Raw genomic sequence first — 21,756 nt, 5'->3', positions numbered from 1 at the left:
GGGTACGGAAACCCTTAAAAATGTTCTTAATTCCTTTTCTAATATCTGGTTACAATATACACCCGTAAGGGTACAGGCGTAGGGAGGTGTTTTGGGACAGGATTGCACCGTCTAATGAGTGGGGTTGCTCCTATTGCCTTTTATGACCACTCGAAAAAGACACACCCGTAAGGGTACGGCAAGCGGCATTATACACAAGTCACGCTAACGTTTAACGTTACAATACACACCCGTAAGGGTACGGTAACTTATTGACGCATAATAGGAAATGAACATGTGGGTGTTACAATACACATCCCGCAAGGGTATAAATGCAGGGAGTTGTTTTGGGATGGAATTGCACCGCCTAAAGAGTAGGGCTCCTACTAGTGCCTTTTATGACCACTCGAAAAAGATACACCTGCCAGGGTACGGAAACACACTTTTAGACCGCTTAATCCAAAAATCATACCGTTACAATACACACCCGTGAGGGTGCCAGGCGTAGGAAGTTGTTTTGGGATGGGATTGCACCGCCTAAAGATGGGGCTCCTGCTATCGCCTTTTATAACCACTCGAAAAAGACACACCGTCAGGGTACGGTAACTGTGGAGCTACTAAAGATACCCTGCTCTATTGCGTTACAATACACACCCGTCAGGGTACGGTAACAATAATAGAGACTTTCCCACGCACAGTGTTTGTAGTTACAATACACACCCGTAAGGGTATATACAGGGAGCTTGTTTTGGGATAGGATTGCACTGCCCAAAGAGTGGGGCTGCTCCTATTGCCTTTTATAACCACACTAAAAGACACCCGCAAGGGTACGGAAACGGTCCCTAATTTGTGCATTTCGTCCCACGCCACCGCGTTACAATATACACCTGTCAGGGTATAGGTGCAGGGAGCTGTTTTGGGATGGGATTGCACTGCCTAAAGAGTGGGGCTCCTGCTAGCGCCTTTCATAATCACTCTGAAAAGACACACCCGCAAGGGTACGGCAACTCCACTTAATCACCCCAATATTATGTAGATATATCGTTACAATACACACCCGCAAGGGTACGGCAACTGAGATAATATCGCAAGGATTTCTTCTTCTCGCTCGTTACAATACACACCCGCCAGGGTACACAGACGCAGGGAGTTGTTTTGGGATGGGATTGCACTAACCAAAGAGTGGGGCTCCTGCTAGCTCCTTTTATAACCACTCGAAAAAGACACCCATCAGGGTACGGCAACGTCCATCCGGCTGTTGATGTACCAATAACAATCCGGTTACAATACACACCCGTAAGGGTACGGCAACTTATTCAAAACAGCAATACCAAACATTATGTAGAGTTACAATACACACCCGCTAGGGTGCAGGTGTAGGGGGTTGTTTTGGGGATGGGATTGCACTGCCTAAAGAGTGTGGCTGCTCCTATTGCCTTTTATGACCACTCTGAAAAAGCTCCTGCTATTGTCTTTTATAGCCACTTGAAAAAAGCTTTTGCTAGCGCCTTTGATAGCCACTCTTTTGATTGGATTCGGTTTTCACCCAAAAAAAGCGGTAGCCGGCGGAACAATTACCGCCGGCTACCGTTATGGTATCGGAATCAAAATTCATCTAAAATCGTATTAATGTAAACTTACCATTCCCTTTCATGCTCACTATTCCGGATTTTTTTCTGTTGAATGGCATAGGTCAGAATAGCAGCCCCTTCCGCAATCAGGAAAAGAGCAAATAACAGCATGGTCACAATATGCAGCAAAGCAACAGAAGGTTCTACATCCAGCTGCCTTCCTTCCCCAAATAGGTAAAGGAAAAAGATCCATCCACTGGTAGCAACTAGTGCGATACACCCAATGAGGGCAACCGGAAGTTTCCGCAACAAATGGAACCCACCCAACAGAAAAAAGAGAATATGGATTCCAACAATCACAATACATTGGTAGCAAACCATGGTATGGAATTTTCCCCAAAACCCGCTTACTATATACCCTGATAGGAAGCAGAGGAATGCTGCCCCAATAAATGGCGCTGCTTTCAGATAGATAAAATGATATCCATAGGCAAGCAGTAAAAGCCCTGCCAGGGCAATCGAAGCGGTAACCAGCACTGTCATGTAAGTCAACAGCAGTGTATTTGAATTTATGGTTTCCCCTACTGTATGGTGGAGGAATAGTTTTGCCATATTGATAAGCTGGACCACTATGGCGAAAATAAAAACAATCCCTCCATAGCGGGCAAAAATACAGTTTTTTTCTTTTTTGTCATCGATTAAATTGTGTAATCCCCGAAACATTTTTTCTCCTTTTTCCTTCCAACGGCATGGAATTATAGTTCTCCTTCTTCCTCGCTGTCCAAGATTTTTCTTTCCTTAATGGCATATACCAGAATCGCAAATCCTTCCCCAATCAGGAAAATGGCAATTCCCCACATGCTCATCATCTGGAATACGGATGGAAAGATATGGTCTAGCTGGTTTCCAGTAGGGAGGGCAACGGTGTAGGAATAGATAACCCAACCACTCATTGCCAGCAAAAGGACGCATACCGGAGCGGCAACCACCAATTTTTTTAACAGATGGATTGCCCCCAGCAGATAAATCACCCCTTGCAGGAAAATGACTGCTGTGTACTGGAAATAATTCCAAGGTTCGGTCTGGCTTTCGCTCCATAGTAGGATGGACGCAGCCCCAAGGCAAAATACCAGCGCGGCCCCTGCCAATAAACCAGGTTTGGTAAATTCCAGCCGTTTGCCCCGAATTAAAAGCAGGATACCCCCTATTAAAATGGAAATCAACACAAAGCAAAGGAACAGGTTCAGGTAGCTGTAAGTTTCATCCAGGCTCTGGCCTTCTTCCCAATAAGTGAACAGCAGCCTACCCATGTTGATGAGCTGTACCAGGATACTGTACAAAATAACGGTAATGCCACAGGTAATTAAGGTTCTATCTTGTTGTTTTCTCATAAAAGATAACCCCCTTTTCTTCTATTATTATCTTTATCATACTACTTTCCAATGCTATTTTCTATTGGCAGATTCACTTATCTTTTCGTCAATTTATTGGCAAAATCACAAATAATATTTACTTTTTCGTAATATATTTCAGATAGAAACAACAATGTGGCTGTTCGAAAAGACGAACCGATTGGAATGGGGGCTATTGGCGAAATGAGAATTTACGTTTTCCACAAAAAATAGACCAAACTTGTGATATAATAGAATAAAAATGAGTTTGGCCGTAAAAAAACATCCAATCCTACCGGAGTTTTTTCAGCGCGGCATTGTTTTGAAAAAAGGAGGTGCATGCCGTGACTGGGGTTTTGCTCCTGATTGGCGTTGTCATTATTATCTGTATCCTATCCAACCGTTTTACCGAAAAACTACCCATCCCCTCCCTTCTGGTATTCCTTGCCCTGGGAATCTGTTTTGGAGAAAATGGGGTTTTCCGCATCCAGTTTAACGATTATCAAATATCCGAAACCATCTGCTCTATTTGCCTTATTTTTATTATGTATTATGGTGGTTTTGGCACCAACATCAAAGCGGCAAAATCCGTCCTGGCAAAGTCAGTGCTGATGTCCACTGTGGGTGTTATCCTGACGGCAGGATTTGTAGGGGCGTTTGTCCATTTCTGTTTTGGGATTGGCTGGCTGGAAAGCCTGCTGGTTTCTTCGGTTATTGCTTCTACTGACGCAGCGTCAGTGTTTCATATTCTCCGCTCCCAAAGGTTGAATTTAAAGGATAATACCGCGTCCCTGCTGGAGATTGAGTCCGGTTCCAACGACCCCATCTCCTATATGCTCACCGTGGTGCTGGTCACCATGCTTTCCGGCAAGGAGATTTCGATTCCATTGATGTTGGCGCAGCAGGTTGTGTTGGGGATTGGCTGTGGCATCCTCCTTGGCAAGCTTTCGGTATGGGCGTTAAACAAATTCCATTTTAATATCGCCCAGGGCAGGACAATTTTTGTGTTTGCTGTGGCGGTGCTGGGGTATGCTCTGCCAGCGTTTATTGGCGGAAATGGCTATTTAAGCGTCTACCTCTGTGGTATCATCCTGGGAAACGCCAAAATTCCAGATAAACGGGAACAAGTCCACTTTTTTGATGTGCTGACAGGCGTCTGCCAGATGATGATCTTTTTCCTGCTAGGCTTGCTAGTGACGCCGACGGAACTGCCTGCGGTCATCCTTCCAGCGTTGTTGATTATGCTATTTATGACGCTGGTGGGAAGGCCTCTAGCAACCACTATGATCCTGCTGCCATTCCGTTCCTCATTCCGGCAAATTGGGGTTGTCTCCTGGGCAGGGCTGCGTGGAGTCGCTTCCATTGTGTTCGCCATCTATGCTGTGTTAAACGGCGTTCCCCTAAAATACAACCTGTTCAACCTGGTATTTTGCGTGGTGCTGTTCTCCATTTCCCTTCAGGGAAGCCTGCTACCATGGGTGTCCAAAAAATTAAAGATGATTGACAACAAAGCGGATGTCCGTCGCACCTTTAATGATTACCAGGAGGAAAGCGATATTAATTTTGTCAAAATACATATCGGCACAGGACACCCATGGGTTGGGAAAAACTTAAAAGAAATTCCATTGCCAGCCGAATTTTTAGTAACCATCATCCTTCGGAAACAGGACCAAGTAGTAGTCCCCAACGGGGACACTGTCATTCAGGAAGGAGATCTCCTAGTAATCGCAGGGGAAGGGTTTGAGGATAGAGAAAACCTCACCATGCAGGAAGTAACTGTGGAGAAAGGGCATAAGTGGAACAACCTACCATTGAGCCAGGTGCCAATTCCAAAAGGGACGTTAATCGTCATGGTGCAGCGCCCTGGAGAGACGATTATTCCCAGCGGAGATACTGTGATTCGAACCGGCGATGTGCTGGTGGTTGCCCGGTTTTAAACTGTCCCCTTTCACTCGTCCAGTTTGCGTTGGAAGATATCACCCCTCGTCAAAACCAGTGGCTCGCGCAATCCTGAAAAGGGGATATTACTGGCTTTACTCCGATCAAAGGTGCTAGCTGCCAGCTATAAACAGGTCAAAAATAGTACTATTTTCGGTACAGCCTTTCCTTTTTCGGCTCGCATAAAGCTTCCCCTCTTAGGATTGTCGCGCTACTCTTTTTTCTTCCCCCGATAAAACCGGGGGATTTTTTTCACATCGAAAGACATCATGAACCGTTTGACGTTCCACAACAACGTGAAGCGGTTTTTTTCTGTATGGGTTCCCGCAATTGGAATCCCTGGATTTGCTGGAAGGGGAAAAAGCTTTGATTTTAACCATCGAACAAGGTGGATAATGGTACGGGAGGTGGGACTGTATCAAAAAATTTTACCTATTCACAGGCTGTGGGGTAAGGGAGCGAAACAATAGTTTTAAGAGGCTTGCTGGTAACAAATCCTCTCAGGGTTTTCCCATGAAGCATAGTCATGACCTCCGGCAAAGCCGGAGGCTTGATTAAGCCCTAGAACGGCATTTTACTGGCGGGTATCTAAAGACTCACTGAACATTCTTTCCTCTTGCATCGCCGCCCGTAAACGGATACTTATGCTTCTTTCCGAGCTTGTATGAACTTGCTAGATTGCTTAGTAGCTCGCTTCGCTCGATACTTGAAGCGAAAGCTTTTTTACGGGGCACCTCATCAAAAAAACGGCTGCCAACATAGCAGCCGTTATGGTTATAGTACCGTCAAATCCGCTTCCAGGGCTTCCGCATATCCTTCCGCTTGTTCTTTGGTAAACTGTTTGTCCAGCTGTACCAGAACAATACCGGTTTTAATTTGGTAGCCATATCCACTCAAAAACCGGTACCCAACCTGTTCTTCCGCCCTCTCCCTCATCTTTTCTGGGGAAGAAAAAATTTCCACCGTTCCGTTATCAGGGTTTGGGGTATACCGGGGCTCCAGCCTGGAGTCAGAAAAATCCCCCTTTTGCCGGTAGGCAGGGGTAACATCCGTCTCTTCCTGGTATACAATTTCATTTGTAACAGGAAGCCCCGCCTCTTTCAGTGCTAAAATGACATCCCCAACGCTTTGGTAGGGGGATTCCGGCAGTGTTTTCCCGCATCCACTACTTGCCCCCACAAACAGTAAACTCAGCGCAAAGCAGGCTATCTTTCTTGCAAACATCATACCTAATCCCCCTTTTTTTCTTGCTTGATTTTAGTATAATACAGCCGCCGGAGGAAATCAATACCAATTGTCGAATTTTGTCATACTAGCTAAATGATGGCAGTTTTATCTGTGCAATCTTTCCCATTTTGGAATCCTTTACAAGCATATTCCCCTCCACCTCCACTGTTGACAATCGGTTTTGTTTGTGTTATCCTGAAAACCAGAATAGGTGCTTTTGGTTCATCAGCTTTGCCTGATGATGAAAAGGGAATCCGGTGAGAATCCGGAACAGTCCTAACCTCTACTGTAATTGCGGACAAAAAAACACTGCGGTTAGCGGCCATTGTTCCACTGGAATGAGAAGGCGTGTTTTTGCGGGGGAAGCATAAGTCAGGAGACCTGCCATTGGTACCCTCTATATTCAAACGGTACTTTAGGTTGGAAGTAGCGGCGGCTTTCCTATACAATTCAATTGGATAGGTAGTGTTTGCTGGTGTCTTTTTTCCCTGTGCCGTTGGCGGTACAGGGATTTTTTCTGCCCCGCCATAAACCGTTCTATCCCATAAAAGGAGGAAGAAAATGAAAAAGGTTTTATCCAAAGTTTTATCCATGGCCCTAGCGTTTATGCTGGTGTTTTCCAGCATGGTATCCCCGGCAGTGGCGGCAAATCTGCCAGAGGTGGAGGAGTATCTGGACACCACCTATGCCAACGCCATCGACCCCTATGGCTCGTTGCAAAAAGACGATGCTGGGCGGTATGTCATACCGCTTTCCAAAACAAGTGTTTCCTTAAAAAAAGACGCTTCCAGCAAGGAGTACGCCGCTTCCTGGAGTTCCAGCGATGAGGCTTATGCCAAAATCACCAGTAACTACAGTTCCAGCGCTACCTTGAAAATCATCCATCCTACCGCTGAAGAAGGGGAAAAAGTGGTTGTTTTGACCTTAACCCTCACAGATAAAAACGATGGCGCCACTGTGCGGGGAACCAGGGATTTTGTCCTTGCCATCGCCCCACAGTTGCCTGTTTACCATTTGGAGGTAACAGCAAAGGATGCCAGTGGAGCGATAATCCCGGATGCCAGTGTACTGGTGCAGGATAGCAGAGGGATTGCCCAGTATCCTTCCGGTGGAGGATATTCTTTAAAAGGGGAAACCGAATACACCCTGACTGTCTCCGCCGTTGGATATATCCGGCAGATCCAAACCATTACCCTGTCACAGGATACTAGCTTGGAAGTAACCCTACAGCAGGGGAGTTCGGTCAATTTTCGGGTAACCACCGCAACCGGATCTGTAACCGATTACGCCACCATCCAGGTCACTTCTTTAGATGGCTCGCAGAGTTTTAACTGCGTCCTGGATGAGTATGGGTATGAAACCACCCTGTTTGAACTGAAACCAGGGACCTACCAGTACCATATTTCCTACCAGAACGATAGCCAGACAGCTTCAGGGCAGTTTACCGTGCCGGAAAACCAGCCGTCCGTGGAACTTCCCGTGCAGCTCAGCTATACCCAGTACAAAGTAAAGTTTGCTGTGCAGCCGGCAAACGCCACTGTTTCCCTTTATAAAAATGGTGCCCAGGGCGCCTATGGAGACCCTATTTTACCGGATGAAAACGGCTATTACACCGTTATTTTTGGGCAGTACCGGTATACAGTGGAAGCGGAAGGCTTTGTGACCATAAGCAAAACCTTTAACGCCACCGATACTTCCTTAAAAGAGAATGATTATGTAATCACGGTAAAACTGGAATCTTATGATGACAAAATCCTCTCCAATGCGGATAACCTGCTGTTTGAGGTATCCGGGGAAGGGATGCTGTTACAGGAATACACCGGCGTCCACAGCGATATTGATTTTGGCTATTACGCCGATATTGATTCCGACTATGACGATGTAAACCTGAACGATAGCCTGGAAAGCTTCCTCAGTAAGGAGCTTGCGGTAGACGGGGTTCAGGTTGAAATTACCGATGTCCTGAATATGGACTACGAGCAGGATTTCAGTGTGGTCCAAAAAGATGGTACCATCCTTTATTCGGCTGTGGCAGACGCCATGGTGGATGAAGACCTGGGGGGAGCTGTATTTACTGTTTCCCTGGTATTGGGCTATGGCAACAGCACCAAACCAAGTGAGGTAACCGTTATTGTGCCGCAGCACCTTACCAGCCGTCAGGAACGCCTAGATGCCGCAGCGGAATATGCCATCCTTTTTGACACCATAAAGGGGGATAATACAGACCAAAACCAGATTACCGCCCCGCTTACGTTAACAGATTTGGCGTCGGATATGAACGAGGATTTCTGGTATTATTCCATCTTCAGTTCCTGGGAATCTGACCATCCGGAGGTCATCAACCCGCAAACAGGGAAAGTGACCCCAGCTGAAAACAATACTTTAGTGACCCTTTCGGTCAAAGCGTATTATTCCGCCGCGCAAATCGAGGAAGCTGGCTTCCTGTTTGATCCAGGCCCATTGGGGGATAACCAAAGCATCCGTTCGATTACCTTGGTTGTTCCAGGCACCAATCCTGCGGATAAAACCATCCTAGGCAAGGTAATTACAGAAGCAAACCGTCTGAAAGGGACAGAAGAATACACAAACGCAATCTCATCTGTGAAAGAGAGCTTTGACAAAGCGCTGGCAGATGCAGAGGATGTCTATGATAATCTAGCAGCAACAGATAAAGAAGTAACCGATGCATGGATGAAGCTGCTGAAAGAAATCCACAAACTGGGCTTCCAGGCAGGGGATAAAACACAATTACAGGCATTATATGATGAAGTAAAAGATACCGACCTGAGCCAGTATCAGGATGGGGCATCAAAAGAAAACTTCCAGACAGCATTGGCAAATGCGGAAACAGTACTGGCGGATAAAGACGCCATGCAAAAAGAGATCGACAAAGCATATGACGACCTGAAAGCGGCGTATGATGCGCTAGAAAAACAGGCGGATAAGAGCCAGTTGAAAGCATTACTGGATAAATGCGCAGAATACAAAGAGGAAAACTATACCCCAGGAACATGGGAAGTATTCGCAGGAATCCAGGAAAAAGCACAAAGCGTGTATGACAATACGGAAGCGAGCCAAGCAGAAATCAACGCAGCAGTGGATGAACTGTTAGGCGGAATGCTGCAACTGAGGTTCAAAGCGGACAAAACAATCCTGGAAACAGTAATAGAAGCAGGAGGAAAAGTAGAAGGAAGCAACTACACAGGGGAAAGCTACGCAGCATTACAAGGAGCATTAGCGGAAGCGGAAGCAGTACTGGCGGATGAAAACGCAAGCCAGGAAAAAGTAGACGCAGCAACAGAAAAAGTAAGAGCAGCAATAGAAGGACTGGCAGCAGTAGAAGGAGCAACAGAAACACCATCTACAACAGACAAAGCAACCCAGACTGGACAAGAAACCACTACAACCACAGCAGCGAAAACAGGGGATGTTACCCCAATCGCAGGCTTAGCGGCAATCACCTTAGCAGGCGCAGCGTTGCTGATCTTCCGCAAACGGGCTAAATAAAAGTGATTCGAGGACTATTTTGCTTCTGTAGATTGACAGCATAACTACCACTTTACAAAAACTTAGTGGAGGTCAAATCTTTTTTATAAAAAAGCCTGGGAATCCTTGTTGGGTTCCCAGGCTTTTTGCGTGGTATTATGATAGATGATAAAAGGTTTCTAAGAATATCACTATTTTATGCAGGTTTGACCCTCTCAAAACACAACTGGGTTGGGGGATGGGGCGCCCAATCCCATAGTGGCTTTGCCAGCTCAGGCCGGTCAAACCATCCGTCATATCGTTGTCGGAGACGTATCTTGATCAGGATGAACTGGTTAGTCTGCGAAAAGGGGGGTGGATAGATATCGGTCCCCAGTATCCGGCAGGAGTACCACAATGGTTTTCCCCTGGTTTTCCGGACGTTTCGCCAGCTGGATCGCGGCAAAAACAGCCGCGCCGGAGGAGATCCCCACCAGCACCCCTTCGGTGCGTCCAATGAGCCTGCCTGTGGCGAAAGCATCCTCGTTGGAAACAGGGAGGATTTCATCATAAATTCCGGTGTCCAGTATATCGGGGACAAATCCGGCGCCAATCCCCTGGATTTTATGGGGACCTGCCACCCCTTTGGAGAGGACGGGGGAACTAGCGGGTTCCACCGCTACTACTTTGATGTTAGGGTTTTTGCTTTTCAGGTACTGCCCTACCCCAGTTATGGTGCCGCCGGTGCCAACCCCTGCAACAAAAAGGTCCAGATTGCCTTCGGTATCCTCATAAATTTCCGGCCCTGTGTGTTCCAAATGGGCTTTGGGGTTGGCGTGGTTGGCAAACTGTCCAGGAAGAAAACTGTTTGGTATTTCCTTCGCCAGTTCTTCCGCTTTAGCAATTGCGCCCTTCATCCCTTTGGTACCGTCTGTCAATACCAGTTCCGCACCGTACGCCTTCATCAGCTGCCGGCGCTCCACCGACATCGTCTCCGGCATGGTGATGATCAACCGGTAGCCTTTGGCGGCTGCCACTGAGGCAAGACCAATGCCAGTGTTGCCGGAAGTTGGCTCGATAATCACCGAATCCGGGGTGAGTTTTCCCGCTTTTTCCGCTTCCTCGATCATCGCCTTGGCAATGCGGTCTTTCACCGAGCCTGCCGGATTAAAATATTCCAGCTTCGCCACAATTTTAGCTTTTAGCCCCAATGAGTGTTCCAGATGTGTCAGTTCCAGCAATGGGGTTTTTCCAATCAGCTGGTCTGCGGATGTATAAATATTAGCCATGATGAACGCCTCCTCTATTCCGCTTTTACAGCGGCAAAGCCCTGTTCCAAATCAGCGATGATATCATCGATATGCTCTGTGCCAATGGATAAACGGATGGTGTTTGGGTGAATGCCCTGTTCCTCCAGTTCTTCCGGAGTCAGTTGGGAATGGGTAGTGGTAGCTGGATGGATTACCAGGCTTTTTACATCTGCCACATTTGCCAACAGGGAAAAGATTTCCAGGTGGTCAATGAATTGGTGAGCCTCTTGCTGACCTCCCTTTATTTCAAACGTAAAGATGGAACCGCCGCCGTTGGGGAAATATTTTTGGTACAAAGCGTGGTTTGGATGGCCGGGCAAAGAAGGATGGTTCACCTGTTCCACCTGAGGATGGTTTGCCAGGAATTCCACTACTTTTTTGGTGTTTTCCGCATGGCGGTCCAGCCGGAGGGAAAGGGTCTCCACCCCTTGCAGCAGAAGAAAAGCGTTAAATGGGGAGATGGTTGCGCCGGTGTCCCGTAGCAAGATCGCCCGGATATAGGTGACAAAAGCGGCTGGACCAACGGCGTCCGCGAAGGAAACCCCGTGATAACTTGGGTTTGGGTCAGCAATCGCTGGGTAGTTGCCGCTGGATTTCCAGTCGAACTTGCCCGAATCCACGATAATACCGCCTAGGGTGGTGCCATGGCCGCCGATAAACTTGGTAGCGGAGTGTACCACAATATCCGCGCCGTGTTCGATTGGACGGATAAAGTATGGGGTTCCAAATGTGTTGTCAATCACCAAAGGAAGATTGTGGGCATGGGCGATTTCAGCGATGGCGTCGATGTCAGGAATGTCGCTGTTGGGATTGCCCAGGGTTTCCAGATAGATTGCCCGGGTGTTGGGCTGGATTGCCCCGGTGATTTCCTCCAAATTGTGGGCATCCACAAAGGTAGTGCTGATTCCGTAATGGGGTAGCGTATGCTCCAACAGGTTGTAGGTTCCACCGTAAATCGTCTTTTGAGCGACAATATGGCCGCCATCCTGTGCCAGCGCCTGGAGGGTGTAGGTGATTGCCGCCGCGCCGGAAGCCAACGCCAAAGCTGCCACACCGCCTTCCAGAGCAGCCAGCCTTTTTTCCAGCACATCCTGGGTGGAATTGGTCAAACGGCCGTAAATGTTGCCAGCGTCCGCCAGCCCAAAGCGGGCAGCGGCATGGGCGGAATCATGGAAAACATAGGAGGTCGTCTGGTAAATGGGAACCGCTCTGGAATCGGTAGCGGGGTCGGGATGTTCTTGGCCAACGTGTAATTGCAGTGTTTCAAATTTATATTTGCTCATGATATAGTCCTCACTTTGTCAATATTTTAGTAATTTGAGCATAAAAAAACCGGGGCTTTTCCTTTTCGCTCCCGGGCAATGGCAAGTATCCGTTTTGGTGTTGTGTACAACCACAATTATGGGTATGTCAAAGCACCAAGCCATATTCATATGCCCGGGAGAATAACATTCGACAACAACACATGGTATTTACAGCAACAATTGTATTTCTCATTGCGTTCGCCTCCTTTACTGCGTCTTGCTCAAATTGGATGCTATTATATTACACCTTATTTCCTATCATGTCAATAGGTATTTAAAAATTTGCAAAAAAATTTTTTCCTAACAGCGGGCAAATCCCCAAAAATAGTTGTTTTTCTGGTTGGGATTGGGCTGGCAGAACCTACCTGTAAAACAAGCTATCCTATTTTACAAAGGGAGAAAACCTTAGTTGGAGGTGTTGTTGGCCGATGGGGTTCCAGTAGAGTGTATCCGTTTTATGTTTTATGCAGTTTTTGCAAATACGGCAATATTGGTTGATTGGTTCCGCACAATTTCCTCCCATTGTAAAGGAATCCTGTGCTGATGTATCTCTGTTTTTTATGATATCCGATCAGAAAGGAATGGAATAGGAGTGTTTGTTGCCCACTGTTCCACCATCATAAGAGAAGAAGATTCCGCAATCGGAGGAACACATGGAAATTAGAACGGTTGTTATGGTATTTTTCGGTGGTAACATCATTCTATCTGAGAAGGTAAACCTGGCAAATTTGTTCCAGGATTATGCGGACTACCGAACGGTTGGTTTGTTTTTTCATTGTTTTATTTTGGTAATTATTACGGTGCATTTTCAATTTGTCCCTATATTTTGTATTTCATCCCAAATTTTCCATTGTTTTCATGAAATTTTCATGGTAACAATTTGAAAAAATGCAGTTCGTCCCAAAATAATCCGTATCATCCCTAAAACACCAATATTTTTGTTATTTTTTCTAAATTCAGGGAGAAAAAATTCAGCGTTTCAAATAAAATTTTAATTTATATTTTGGTTAACATGCTGCTTTTACAAGAAAACGAATCATTTTATCCCTAAATTGGATGCATTTCGTCCCACAGGAAGTGCAGTTCGTCCCAGGAAAATATTTCTCCTTCCACAAGAATCCCGCTAATAAAAAACTGTTTTTGAAAGTTTGACATCTAGTAAATGTTATACTAGCTGATTTTGAATATGGATGTTCGAATTTGTTTTCCAGACCCTCTTATAAGATTCATATCCTGGAAGCTGTCCTCCATCCTATCAATAAAATAAGAGCCACCTATGTTGTAGTGTTACCTACACCAAAGGTGGCTCTTTTCTATCAATATAACCGCACATACAAACTTAGGGATTGCTTCCATCCCCCTTTTGTGATGATACTGGAGAATGATTCTTTCGGGTATGGCTATTTTGTAGGGGCGCAGAGGCGGAGGAGATGGTCAAAGTCCTGTTCTTCCAAATCAACCAGGGAAGGGAGACAAATCCCCTGCTGCGCCTGCTGACGTTGGGAAAGGATCTGGATTTGTTCCAACGGGACGCCGCCCAGGTATTGCAGGATTTCAAACCGCAGGCTTTGGAGCCGTAGTTCCATCACCGCTTGGGAAACAGAAAATTCTTCGGCAAGCTGGATACGTAACTGGAATATTTTATGCCAATGGGTCAAATTTTTACTTTGCTCCTTGATTTTTGGCAGCAACATCCGGTAAGGGATCAATAATTCAGCTGCCCCTTCATTCGCCTGCCACTCGATAAGCCCATCCTGCTGGGGCTGGATTTCGTCAAAACAGTTAAACGATTTGCCCAATTTTCCACGGTGGAGGTACAAATGAATCATTTCATGGCCACAGAAAAAATTCTGTTCCGGCTCGGATAAATTGGAGTTTAAAAGGATGACATCAATCTCGGTTGTACCATCCTCCTTTTTTCCACCAACCTGTGCCATTCCACGCAGCCCAGGAGTGGTAAACGCCAACTTCCCAACCCCTACCCTACTTGGATGGCTTTCACAAAATTCTACCAGGTGCAACGGGTAATCCTGCTGGGTAAACGACAATTTGCGGCGGAGCCGTTCAATATCCTGGTAAAGCCTCTGTTTGGTATACGCCATTTTAATCCTCCTGCTGTTTTGCCCGCAACGCTTTGATCGTCTCTATCGCCAGGCGGATATCCTCCGGATCAATTTTATTTTGCTGGGCGTCCTTGGCGAAGCTCAGATAAATGCTGCTGAGCTCCTGCTGACTGTTTTTTTCCTCCCCATACATCAAGTAATCCACCGATACCCCAAAATAATCGGCGATTTTTTTCATTTTTTCAAATTTCGGCTTGCTTTTGCCGTTTTTCCAATCACTCAATGAGGACTGGGCAACGCCGGTTGCTTTGGATACCTGATAGGGGGTTACTCCATTTTCTTCCAAAAGTTTTGCAAAAATTTTGTACATAATTAGTCACCTTTTACAAAAAACACACAATACGCAGGTTTTTTCAAGAAAACCTCTTGCAATACTTAAGAAATCGTAGTAAACTAATAGCATACTACGAAAACTTAAGTAGTATTTCCCTCATATTTCGGTTTTGATTTGTTTTCATTTCTATTATTATACCGCAAAACCGAAGTAAAAGCAACTACTATTTTACTACGAAACAGGAGGTTTTTTTATGTTTCACCTTTACACATGCGACCAGGTAGCCGAACGCTACCAAGTAAAAACAGTAACCATTTGGAATTGGATTCGGACCAAAAAGCTGCCCGCTATCAAGCTGGGCAAGGAATACCGCATCCGGGAGCAGGATTTATGGGAATTTGAGCAGAAACATCTGACCGTTCCAAAGAAGGTGGCGGCGGAATGAAGTTCGCACAATGTTTTTGTGTATTAACAGGGCTGCTGATTGTTCACGGCAGCCTGGGGCTTTCTGACCAAGAACAGGTGAGCCTGGCTGGATGCCTACTCCGGTGCGGCGTGGGGCTGAGTTTGATGGTAGGTGGAATCTGGCTGCCAAAACTCTTTCCACGCAAACGGAAAGCCAAAAAACTTCCATTCTGCCCTGATTCCCTTTCTACCCAACAGGAAGAGAAAAAATGGAGGGATGGAACATGACGGAACAAGAGATTTTGCGTGTTTTAAACATTGGGCAGCTCACCACTAGGGAGATTGCCACCTGTATGGGCTACACCGATTTGGAGCTGGTTTACCCTATCATTTCCCGGCTGATTTTAGATGGGAAAATTACCATTTGCGGGTATGCCACCGACCCTATCAGCCTGCGTACTGTTGCCCTTTATAAAAGAACATATGTTCCTATTATATCCCATTCCGACGATTTTGTCCAGAAGAAATGGAAAAATAAAGGAAAATATGGCACAAAATAAACCAATTTTCTAGGATGGTGACCACATGCAGAAGTTCTTTGTTTTGTTTTTTGATTACCGCCCGCAATTGGAACTGTTGAGTAATGCCCAACGTGGGGAACTTCTGCTTGCCCTATTTGACTACGCCCAATACGGCAAAAAGCCCCATTTAGACCAGGTTACCAACATGGCGTTTTCTTTTATTGCGGCACAAATTGACCGGGATAAACAAAAATATGAGGAAAAATGCCAGAAGGGAAGAAAAAACGCACAAAAAAGATGGAGCGCGGAATGCCAACCCATCCCGTCGCATCCTAATACAAAGGAAAAAGAAAACACAAAGGATAAGACAAACACAAAAGAAAAGGAAAAGAAAACGGATTTTGATCCCCCCTCCCCTTTTGAGGAACAGGTTTTTTCATTATACCATCATATTTGTATCTCCTTCCCTCCCTGCATGGCCATCACCGAAGGCCGGCGGAAAGCAATCCAAAACCTGCACAGAAAGGGGTTTGGGCTAGAGGAGTTCAAACAGGTGTTTGAGGCAGCCCAGCAAAGCAGTTTCCTAAAAGGGGAAAATTCACGAAAATGGACCGCTGGATTCGATTGGATGATAGACGAAACCAATATTGCCAAAGTGTTGGAGGGTAACTATAACGATGCCTACAGCCAGGACAAGCCTTCATATAATTTAGAGGAACTCGCCCAATTTGGAATGCACATTCCAGAACTTTAAGGAATCCAAACGTTTGTCCCACACATAAACTAAAACCAGGAGGTGGTGTTGGTGCATCAAATCATTTTTGCAGAAGCATGGGCGCTACAGGTTTTAATCCTCTGCGCAGCGGTGGGAGGTTCCTGCCTGACGGCTTTAATCCTGATTTTTTACGACCATTGGAAAGGGGATTGATTTCCAAAAACAGAAAAATATAACGGTGTAAATGTTGTTTGTCCCTGTATTTTGAATTTCGTCCCATATTTTCCATTGTTTTCATAAAATTTTCATGGCAAGGATTGAAAAAAATGCAGTTCATCCCAGAATAATCCGTATTATCCCTAAAACTTCAATATTTTTGTTATTTTTTCTAAATTCAGGGATTAAAAATTCAGCATTTCCAATAAAATTTTAATTTTTATTTTAGTTAATATGCTGTATTAAAAGGAAAATTGACGTTTTTACCCCCTAATTGGATGTATTTCGTCCCACAGGAAGTGCAGTTCGTCCCACAAGGATTTGACAGGGCAAAAGAGGAGTAAGGGCACAAATAATTGTAGTTTGACATTTACTAAATGTCATTTCAGTAGTTGAAACAAACAACTGGTATGTTTTTACATATTATAAGAGTGCAACAACAGCCAATTGACAAAATTAAATTTACGAATATCGGAAAATATAACGGTATAAATGTTGTTTATCCCTATATTTTGTATTTCGTCCCAAATTTTCCATTGTTTTCATAATATTTTCATGGCAACGATTTGAAAAAATGCAGTTCGTCCCAGATAGGCGTATCCCATCCCAAACTAGTAGAATAAGGGTAGGATATTCCGGTGGAAAAAGAAAGGAAGCGTTACATTATGACAATACAAGAGAAAAAACAGGTACTGGCACAGTACCAGACTACAAAACGGGAAATTATCCGGCTAACCAAGGAACGGGATGATTGGAATGACCTTGCTTATCGAATTTCCGCCAACTATTCTGACACGGTGGTTTCCGGTGGGTGCAAGGTGGACAAAATCCAAACTTCCATTGAACAGATGGACCGGATTACCCAACTGATTTGCGACCGGATTGAACAGCTTGTTTTATTAAAACAGCAGATTGAAGAGGCAATCCAAGGGATTGATGACCAGGTGCTGCGGCTTTTACTGGAATACCGTTACATCAACGGTTTCACCTGGGAACGGGTGGCGGAGGAAATCAACTACGATTACCGCCATACCATACGGCTCCATCGGAAAGCGCTAGAAGTCATAGAATGTCACTTCGTCCCTGTGATACAATTACAATAGAAATTTAGGAAACCACAGGATGGCAACATCCTAATACCGGCGGCGCAGCAGTTTTCTCCCCCCTTTTTACCATGCTGTGCCGCTTTTGTTCCATTAGAACCCCGGGAAGAAGGGCTTTTATTTGTAAAATGTTGTAATCTGACATCAGGTAAGTTTTGGTATATTTTCACAATCCATTTCCTAAATAATTGATGAATTGTGATAACATGAACTTTAGCTCGTGTTAATGCCCTCCGGTTCTGGGTTACAATCCCAAAGGGAGGTAAAAACATGTCCATAAAAAAAGATTTTTCCAACTTATTGTACCAAGCAAGAAAGGAAAAGAAACTGACACAGGAACAAGCCGCTGAATTATGTAAAATCAGCGCACGCCATTACCAGGATATTGAAATTGGACGGGTAAACCCGAAACTGACCACCGCTGTACGTTTAGCATCGGTTTTGGAAATTAGTTTAAATGAACTAAAACCCGGCAACACAAACCAACCGGACTGCTACTTATACTTAGTAACAGTGGAAAACCGAAAATCTTCTGAAAAATCCGGCTGCCAGTATGGGATACAGATTTGGGCAAACCGTTCAGGCTGTATTTCTTACCTGGAGACAATCTCTGATATTTCGGAAGATCTTCGGTTTACCCTGATGTTGGCTGAAACATGCACCGAATGCCAGATAGAACCAGATCAGTTCCCCTATGTTTGGGAGGATAATTTGATCGCGTTCTATTCCCCTTTTGCAAAAGTATGATGGAAAAAGCGCTTATCGAAATCCGATAGGCGCTTTTTTCCTGGCTAGCGTTGGAAGAAAACAAAAAGGCTGTGAGGACAAAGAACCATTTTTACCTAATTTTAGAAAATAGAACAGCTAAAATACAGGTTATCCCTAATTCTTGCATTTTGTCCCATAATTTCTTTTATTTTCATAAAATTTTCATGATAGCCTTTTCCAAAAATGCAGTTCATCCCAAAAGATATCATCTTATCCCAAAATCAGGATTATTTTTGTTATTTTATCCAGATTTAGGGAGAAAAATTTCGGCGATTTCTCTAAAATATTTATATCTATTTTGGGTAATATGCTGTATAATCCAATAAAGTAGCTCTTTTCTCCCCCATTGGCGTGTCGTTCGTCCCAAATAAAATGCCGTTCGTCCCACCAAAGGGCAAGAAAAAATATCCAATTTTTACCTCCAAAATTTTGATAATTCGACAAAAAATTTGCTTTCGTCCTAAATATTGGTAAATTCTCTTGCATTCCCCCCAAAAATCCGCTATGATAAATAGGAAAATGATGCTTTTTAAGGAGAATACAAATGAAAAAATTAATTGCGTTGCTGTTGGTTGCTTGCACTTTACTGTGTTTTTCTGGCTGTGGCAACCAGGGTATGGACTATACCAAGGCAGAATGGACAGATGCGGAAGTTGGACCTGCAAGTTACCAGGTTCCTACTGACTGGGGAGAGCCAGATGAGGACTATAATGGGTCGGATTATCTGACCAATACCTACACCGCCGATACTTTTCAGATTAGTATGGACTTTATGTCCACTGAATTTAAGTACAATAAGGTTCCAGCTTATGAAAACGCGGTGGACTACAAAAACTTTTTTAAAAATAAATATGAAGATTATAAAGACGGATCTGTAACTACCAATTACTACTACGAGGATTTCCAGGAATTCGATGATGTTAAAGTGAACGGGAAAAAAGCCCAGCATTATTCCTATGTATTCACAGATGAAGGAGAAAAAACCCGCAAATATTACGAAGTCTACTCTGTGGATATGTCTGGCAAAGGAAGACAGGGAATTGTTACGCTGCGTGTTTCCCCCATGGAAGGGAAAAAGCTGACTAAAAACGCCCGGAAGGCCGCAGAACAATTATTAGATTCTATTGACTGGTAATGGAGGGAAAAATGAAACGATTTCTTACAGCAATATTCGCGATAGGGTTCGCTATATTATGTACTGGCTGCCAAAGCGACCCAGGGCAGGACTACACCCAGGAAATCTGGAATCACCAACACCTGGGGTCAGTTGCGTATCAGGTTCCGGAATCCTGGGGAGAACCGGAATATGACTCACCAATTGAAGTCTTTCAATCTCACATCTATCATGCGGATACCTTTTGGGTACAGCTTACCCTTTATGAGACAGGAAAATTGACTTCTGCTTATGAAAACGCCCAAGATTATGCAAATTTCTATCAGGACGGAGATGAAGATGAGGATGTAGACAGAAGCCCGTCTGAACCACTGGATTCTGTAATCATGGGAGACCAGAATGCGGAACATTTCTGTTATAAAACTCGCTACGATGACACGAAAGATTTCACTTATACCGAAGTATATGCGGTAGATGTGGCAGTTCCAGGCGACTGGTTCGGCAAAACTGACCTGTTTGTGCTGGAATTCCATTCCTCCGATGGGGATGGACTAAAGGAAAACGCCAGGAAAACCGCAGACCAGATAGTGGAAAGTGTTGTATGATAGGAGGCTTGAGATGAAAAAGATTGTTGCATGTATGATGGGTTTCGTGCTGGCAGCTGGATGTTTGAGCGGCTGCGGAGAAAATAACTGGGTTGATGTTTCTACTGGTGCTGTAAACTACCAGGTTCCACCGGAATGGGAAGAAAAATCCGAAGAACATAACTACTCAGATTTGATAACGACCCAATTTTCAATGGACAATTATACATTCATTTTAAACTATTTTGATTTGACTGTAGATAAAGACCCTGTCTATCAGAACATTGATGACGCATCTGAAATGTATGAAAAGGAAGAAAATTTTGATGGATACTATTTCGATGATTATGAGAAATTAAACCCAATCAAAATTGACAAATATACTGCAAAGCACTTTACATACTCACTTAATTTTACAGAAAGCGGAAAATCGGTAGATGGTGAATATTTTGGATTTGACGTGGAAGATGGCATTGTTATTATAACAGTTACCCATGAAAAAGATTTGGATAAGGCTTCTACAAATCTAGTGCATAAAGTAATCAAATCCATTACTGTAGAAGAATAATTGTGGAGGAACAGAGATGAAAAAGATTGTTGCGTGTATGATGGGTTTCGTGCTGGCAGCTGGATGTTTGAGCGGCTGCGGGGGAAAAGATGATACGATCGACTACACCAAAGGGGCTTGGATTGACCATTCCACTGGTCCGGTGGATTACGAAGTACCTCAGGAATGGGGGGAAGCATTCGACTACGAACTTTTGGATATGGATACCACTACCTATTCCGTGGATGATTTTTCCCTGAACATTTTTTATACGGATTTATCTACCGATGAGTTCCACATCTACTCCAATTTGGACGAGTCCCTCACCCCTTATGTGGAGGAGGAAAAGACCGATGACTACAGCTATAGTGAGTATACGGAGCTCTCCCATGTTACCATTGCCGGGGAAGAGGCAAGGCATTTTTCCTATCTGAACCAGGACCCTGAAGATGATTCCATCAGCTATAATGAAGTATTCGCTTTTGAAACAGAGGACGGCTACATGAAAATTACCGCCAGCACCGACCAGGAAAAGCTGGGGAAAAACTCCATGAAAACCCTGAAAAAGCTAATTGGAACCATTTCTGTGTGATTTTGAGGAGAAAAAAAGATGAAAAAGAATTTTTTATACATAGTTGCAGCTCTACTGATATGCGGAGGGCTATTATGTGGCTGTGGGAAAACTGCCCAGGTGGAAAGCTCTTCTCTGCCCGCTTCCAGCCAGGTTTCCTCTCAAGAGGAGGAAACGGTTCAGACCTACCAACTATACAATAAGCTGGAATACGAATTCCCTTCCAGCTGGGAACAAAGCATTCCTTCGTATGAATTGAACAACCTGATTGCTACAGACGGATTTTATCGCATGACGGGCAATAGTTCGGACGGGTTCAAAAATGCTGCCTCTATTTCGATTTCCTTTTATCAAGAGGATGAGCCGGACTATTTTCAGTTCCATTTGGATTTTTCGGTAGAACAATTTGAGTATGAACGCTATCCTGATACAACAATTGGAGGGAAACCCGCTGCCCATTTGGTGAGAAAAAAGACCGATGGGCAAATAGATCATGAGTACGCCTTAGATTTTGGGAATGGAGTATACTGTAGTATTTTCGTATCGTTACAACCAGCCTATGACCCAACGGGGGAAGTAGCAAAGGAAATCGAAATGATTTTGGATAAAATAAAGGTAATTGGATAAACG

At 44.6% G+C, this 21,756-nt stretch carries 23 protein-coding genes and 1 riboswitch; of the genes, 16 read left to right on the top strand and 7 right to left on the bottom strand.

The features are described 5' to 3' along the window. Positions 1-1,368 precede the first annotated feature (1,368 nt). Complete coding sequence (locus BQ2683_RS08550) at positions 1,369-1,614, top strand: hypothetical protein (RefSeq protein ID WP_141720206.1); 246 nt, start codon at positions 1,369-1,371, stop codon at positions 1,612-1,614. Positions 1,615-1,616: 2 nt separating this feature from the next. Here BQ2683_RS08550 and BQ2683_RS08545 read toward each other — a convergent pair whose 3' ends face one another. Next, positions 1,617-2,273, bottom strand: coding sequence for a hypothetical protein (locus BQ2683_RS08545; protein ID WP_069988578.1), 657 nt, complete (start codon positions 2,271-2,273; stop codon positions 1,617-1,619). 32 nt (positions 2,274-2,305) lie between these two features. After that, positions 2,306-2,941, bottom strand: a complete 636-nt coding sequence (locus tag BQ2683_RS08540) for a hypothetical protein (RefSeq protein WP_069988577.1) — start codon at positions 2,939-2,941, stop codon at positions 2,306-2,308. 344 nt (positions 2,942-3,285) lie between these two features. Here BQ2683_RS08540 and BQ2683_RS08535 point away from each other — a divergent pair, with 344 nt between their 5' ends. Beyond that, the gene (locus tag BQ2683_RS08535) at positions 3,286-4,878 is read left to right on the top strand and encodes a potassium/proton antiporter (protein ID WP_069988576.1); all 1,593 of its coding nucleotides are present in this window, start codon (positions 3,286-3,288) and stop codon (positions 4,876-4,878) included. A 775-nt stretch (positions 4,879-5,653) separates the two neighbouring features. Here the strand turns inward: BQ2683_RS08535 and BQ2683_RS08530 are convergent. Continuing rightward, complete coding sequence (locus BQ2683_RS08530) at positions 5,654-6,106, bottom strand: hypothetical protein (RefSeq protein ID WP_069988575.1); 453 nt, start codon at positions 6,104-6,106, stop codon at positions 5,654-5,656. 201 nt (positions 6,107-6,307) lie between these two features. After that, positions 6,308-6,509, top strand: a riboswitch (cobalamin riboswitch). A gap of 158 nt (positions 6,510-6,667) precedes the next feature. Here BQ2683_RS08530 and BQ2683_RS13055 point away from each other — a divergent pair. Next, a complete protein-coding gene (locus tag BQ2683_RS13055; protein ID WP_069988574.1) occupies positions 6,668-9,613 on the top strand; it encodes a carboxypeptidase-like regulatory domain-containing protein in 2,946 nt (981 codons plus the stop codon). A 314-nt stretch (positions 9,614-9,927) separates the two neighbouring features. Here the strand turns inward: BQ2683_RS13055 and cysK are convergent, their stop codons facing one another. Both cysK and BQ2683_RS08515 read right to left on the bottom strand, forming a co-directional pair. Then, positions 9,928-10,860, bottom strand: coding sequence for a cysteine synthase A (gene cysK, locus BQ2683_RS08520; RefSeq protein ID WP_069988573.1), 933 nt, complete (start codon positions 10,858-10,860; stop codon positions 9,928-9,930). A 14-nt stretch (positions 10,861-10,874) separates the two neighbouring features. Beyond that, the gene (locus BQ2683_RS08515) at positions 10,875-12,164 is read right to left on the bottom strand and encodes an O-acetylhomoserine aminocarboxypropyltransferase/cysteine synthase family protein (protein ID WP_069988572.1); all 1,290 of its coding nucleotides are present in this window, start codon (positions 12,162-12,164) and stop codon (positions 10,875-10,877) included. A gap of 674 nt (positions 12,165-12,838) precedes the next feature. Between BQ2683_RS08515 and BQ2683_RS08505 the strand changes: the two genes are divergently transcribed. Beyond that, a complete protein-coding gene (locus BQ2683_RS08505) occupies positions 12,839-13,069 on the top strand; it encodes a hypothetical protein (protein ID WP_069988570.1) in 231 nt (76 codons plus the stop codon). Positions 13,070-13,585: 516 nt separating this feature from the next. Here BQ2683_RS08505 and BQ2683_RS08500 read toward each other — a convergent pair. Both BQ2683_RS08500 and BQ2683_RS08495 read right to left on the bottom strand, forming a co-directional pair. Next, on the bottom strand, positions 13,586-14,287 hold the full coding sequence (locus BQ2683_RS08500; RefSeq protein WP_069988569.1) for an ImmA/IrrE family metallo-endopeptidase: 702 nt from the start codon (positions 14,285-14,287) through the stop codon (positions 13,586-13,588). Between the two features lies 1 nt (position 14,288). Beyond that, positions 14,289-14,618 (bottom strand): helix-turn-helix domain-containing protein, encoded by a 330-nt coding sequence (locus BQ2683_RS08495; RefSeq protein ID WP_069988568.1) that lies wholly within the window; start codon positions 14,616-14,618, stop codon positions 14,289-14,291. 217 nt (positions 14,619-14,835) lie between these two features. Between BQ2683_RS08495 and BQ2683_RS08490 the strand changes: the two genes are divergently transcribed. From BQ2683_RS08490 to BQ2683_RS08435, 12 genes are all read left to right on the top strand, one after another. Beyond that, positions 14,836-15,027 (top strand): helix-turn-helix domain-containing protein, encoded by a 192-nt coding sequence (locus BQ2683_RS08490; RefSeq protein ID WP_069988567.1) that lies wholly within the window; start codon positions 14,836-14,838, stop codon positions 15,025-15,027. Then, positions 15,024-15,275 carry a hypothetical protein gene (locus tag BQ2683_RS08485; protein ID WP_069988566.1) on the top strand — a complete coding sequence of 84 codons (252 nt, stop codon included), beginning with the start codon at positions 15,024-15,026 and terminating at the stop codon, positions 15,273-15,275. Before BQ2683_RS08490 ends, BQ2683_RS08485 begins: the two co-directional genes overlap by 4 nt. Continuing rightward, entirely contained in the window at positions 15,272-15,547 is a 276-nt protein-coding gene (locus tag BQ2683_RS08480) for a hypothetical protein (protein ID WP_069988565.1), read from the top strand. Before BQ2683_RS08485 ends, BQ2683_RS08480 begins: the two co-directional genes overlap by 4 nt. Before the next feature lie 25 nt (positions 15,548-15,572). Further along, a complete protein-coding gene (locus BQ2683_RS08475; RefSeq protein ID WP_069988564.1) occupies positions 15,573-16,262 on the top strand; it encodes a DUF6291 domain-containing protein in 690 nt (229 codons plus the stop codon). Between the two features lie 51 nt (positions 16,263-16,313). Continuing rightward, positions 16,314-16,436 (top strand): hypothetical protein, encoded by a 123-nt coding sequence (locus tag BQ2683_RS13745; protein WP_268873773.1) that lies wholly within the window; start codon positions 16,314-16,316, stop codon positions 16,434-16,436. A 668-nt stretch (positions 16,437-17,104) separates the two neighbouring features. Beyond that, on the top strand, positions 17,105-17,542 hold the full coding sequence (locus tag BQ2683_RS08470; protein ID WP_069988563.1) for a hypothetical protein: 438 nt from the start codon (positions 17,105-17,107) through the stop codon (positions 17,540-17,542). Positions 17,543-17,812: 270 nt separating this feature from the next. Further along, positions 17,813-18,289 (top strand): helix-turn-helix domain-containing protein, encoded by a 477-nt coding sequence (locus BQ2683_RS08465; RefSeq protein ID WP_069988562.1) that lies wholly within the window; start codon positions 17,813-17,815, stop codon positions 18,287-18,289. Positions 18,290-18,854: 565 nt separating this feature from the next. Further along, on the top strand, positions 18,855-19,445 hold the full coding sequence (locus BQ2683_RS08455) for a hypothetical protein (RefSeq protein WP_069988560.1): 591 nt from the start codon (positions 18,855-18,857) through the stop codon (positions 19,443-19,445). Between the two features lie 11 nt (positions 19,446-19,456). Next, complete coding sequence (locus BQ2683_RS08450; RefSeq protein WP_069988559.1) at positions 19,457-20,029, top strand: hypothetical protein; 573 nt, start codon at positions 19,457-19,459, stop codon at positions 20,027-20,029. 13 nt (positions 20,030-20,042) lie between these two features. Continuing rightward, the gene (locus BQ2683_RS08445; RefSeq protein WP_069988558.1) at positions 20,043-20,576 is read left to right on the top strand and encodes a hypothetical protein; all 534 of its coding nucleotides are present in this window, start codon (positions 20,043-20,045) and stop codon (positions 20,574-20,576) included. A 16-nt stretch (positions 20,577-20,592) separates the two neighbouring features. Continuing rightward, positions 20,593-21,147: a hypothetical protein gene (locus BQ2683_RS08440; protein WP_069988557.1), complete on the top strand. Its 555-nt coding sequence runs from the start codon at positions 20,593-20,595 to the stop codon at positions 21,145-21,147. An 18-nt stretch (positions 21,148-21,165) separates the two neighbouring features. Continuing rightward, positions 21,166-21,753: a hypothetical protein gene (locus tag BQ2683_RS08435; protein WP_069988556.1), complete on the top strand. Its 588-nt coding sequence runs from the start codon at positions 21,166-21,168 to the stop codon at positions 21,751-21,753. The last annotated feature ends 3 nt before the right edge of the window (positions 21,754-21,756 follow it).

Origin of the sequence: Massilioclostridium coli, assembly GCF_900095865.1 — a bacterium.
GTDB lineage: Bacteria > Bacillota > Clostridia > Oscillospirales > Ruminococcaceae > Massilioclostridium > Massilioclostridium facile.
The sequence above is the reverse complement of the archived record's forward strand: the minus strand, read 5'-3'. Positions and strand labels throughout refer to the sequence as shown.

Bases quoted from the DNA above. Each gene is read 5' to 3' on its own strand.
- BQ2683_RS08490 (WP_069988567.1), top strand. From the start codon at position 14,836: ATGTTTCACCTTTACACATGCGACCAGGTAGCCGAACGCTACCAAGTA.
- BQ2683_RS08455 (WP_069988560.1), top strand. From the start codon at position 18,855: ATGAAAAAATTAATTGCGTTGCTGTTGGTTGCTTGCACTTTACTGTGT.
- BQ2683_RS08450 (WP_069988559.1), top strand. From the start codon at position 19,457: ATGAAACGATTTCTTACAGCAATATTCGCGATAGGGTTCGCTATATTA.
- BQ2683_RS13055 (WP_069988574.1), top strand. From the start codon at position 6,668: ATGAAAAAGGTTTTATCCAAAGTTTTATCCATGGCCCTAGCGTTTATG.
- BQ2683_RS08440 (WP_069988557.1), top strand. From the start codon at position 20,593: ATGAAAAAGATTGTTGCGTGTATGATGGGTTTCGTGCTGGCAGCTGGA.
- BQ2683_RS08480 (WP_069988565.1), top strand. From the start codon at position 15,272: ATGACGGAACAAGAGATTTTGCGTGTTTTAAACATTGGGCAGCTCACC.
- cysK (WP_069988573.1), bottom strand. From the start codon at position 10,860: ATGGCTAATATTTATACATCCGCAGACCAGCTGATTGGAAAAACCCCA.
- BQ2683_RS08485 (WP_069988566.1), top strand. From the start codon at position 15,024: ATGAAGTTCGCACAATGTTTTTGTGTATTAACAGGGCTGCTGATTGTT.
- BQ2683_RS08470 (WP_069988563.1), top strand. From the start codon at position 17,105: ATGACAATACAAGAGAAAAAACAGGTACTGGCACAGTACCAGACTACA.
- BQ2683_RS08500 (WP_069988569.1), bottom strand. From the start codon at position 14,287: ATGGCGTATACCAAACAGAGGCTTTACCAGGATATTGAACGGCTCCGC.
- BQ2683_RS08435 (WP_069988556.1), top strand. From the start codon at position 21,166: ATGAAAAAGAATTTTTTATACATAGTTGCAGCTCTACTGATATGCGGA.
- BQ2683_RS08505 (WP_069988570.1), top strand. From the start codon at position 12,839: ATGGAAATTAGAACGGTTGTTATGGTATTTTTCGGTGGTAACATCATT.
- BQ2683_RS08465 (WP_069988562.1), top strand. From the start codon at position 17,813: ATGTCCATAAAAAAAGATTTTTCCAACTTATTGTACCAAGCAAGAAAG.
- BQ2683_RS08445 (WP_069988558.1), top strand. From the start codon at position 20,043: ATGAAAAAGATTGTTGCATGTATGATGGGTTTCGTGCTGGCAGCTGGA.
- BQ2683_RS08545 (WP_069988578.1), bottom strand. From the start codon at position 2,273: ATGTTTCGGGGATTACACAATTTAATCGATGACAAAAAAGAAAAAAAC.
- BQ2683_RS08515 (WP_069988572.1), bottom strand. From the start codon at position 12,164: ATGAGCAAATATAAATTTGAAACACTGCAATTACACGTTGGCCAAGAA.
- BQ2683_RS08495 (WP_069988568.1), bottom strand. From the start codon at position 14,618: ATGTACAAAATTTTTGCAAAACTTTTGGAAGAAAATGGAGTAACCCCC.
- BQ2683_RS08475 (WP_069988564.1), top strand. From the start codon at position 15,573: ATGCAGAAGTTCTTTGTTTTGTTTTTTGATTACCGCCCGCAATTGGAA.
- BQ2683_RS08540 (WP_069988577.1), bottom strand. From the start codon at position 2,941: ATGAGAAAACAACAAGATAGAACCTTAATTACCTGTGGCATTACCGTT.
- BQ2683_RS08530 (WP_069988575.1), bottom strand. From the start codon at position 6,106: ATGATGTTTGCAAGAAAGATAGCCTGCTTTGCGCTGAGTTTACTGTTT.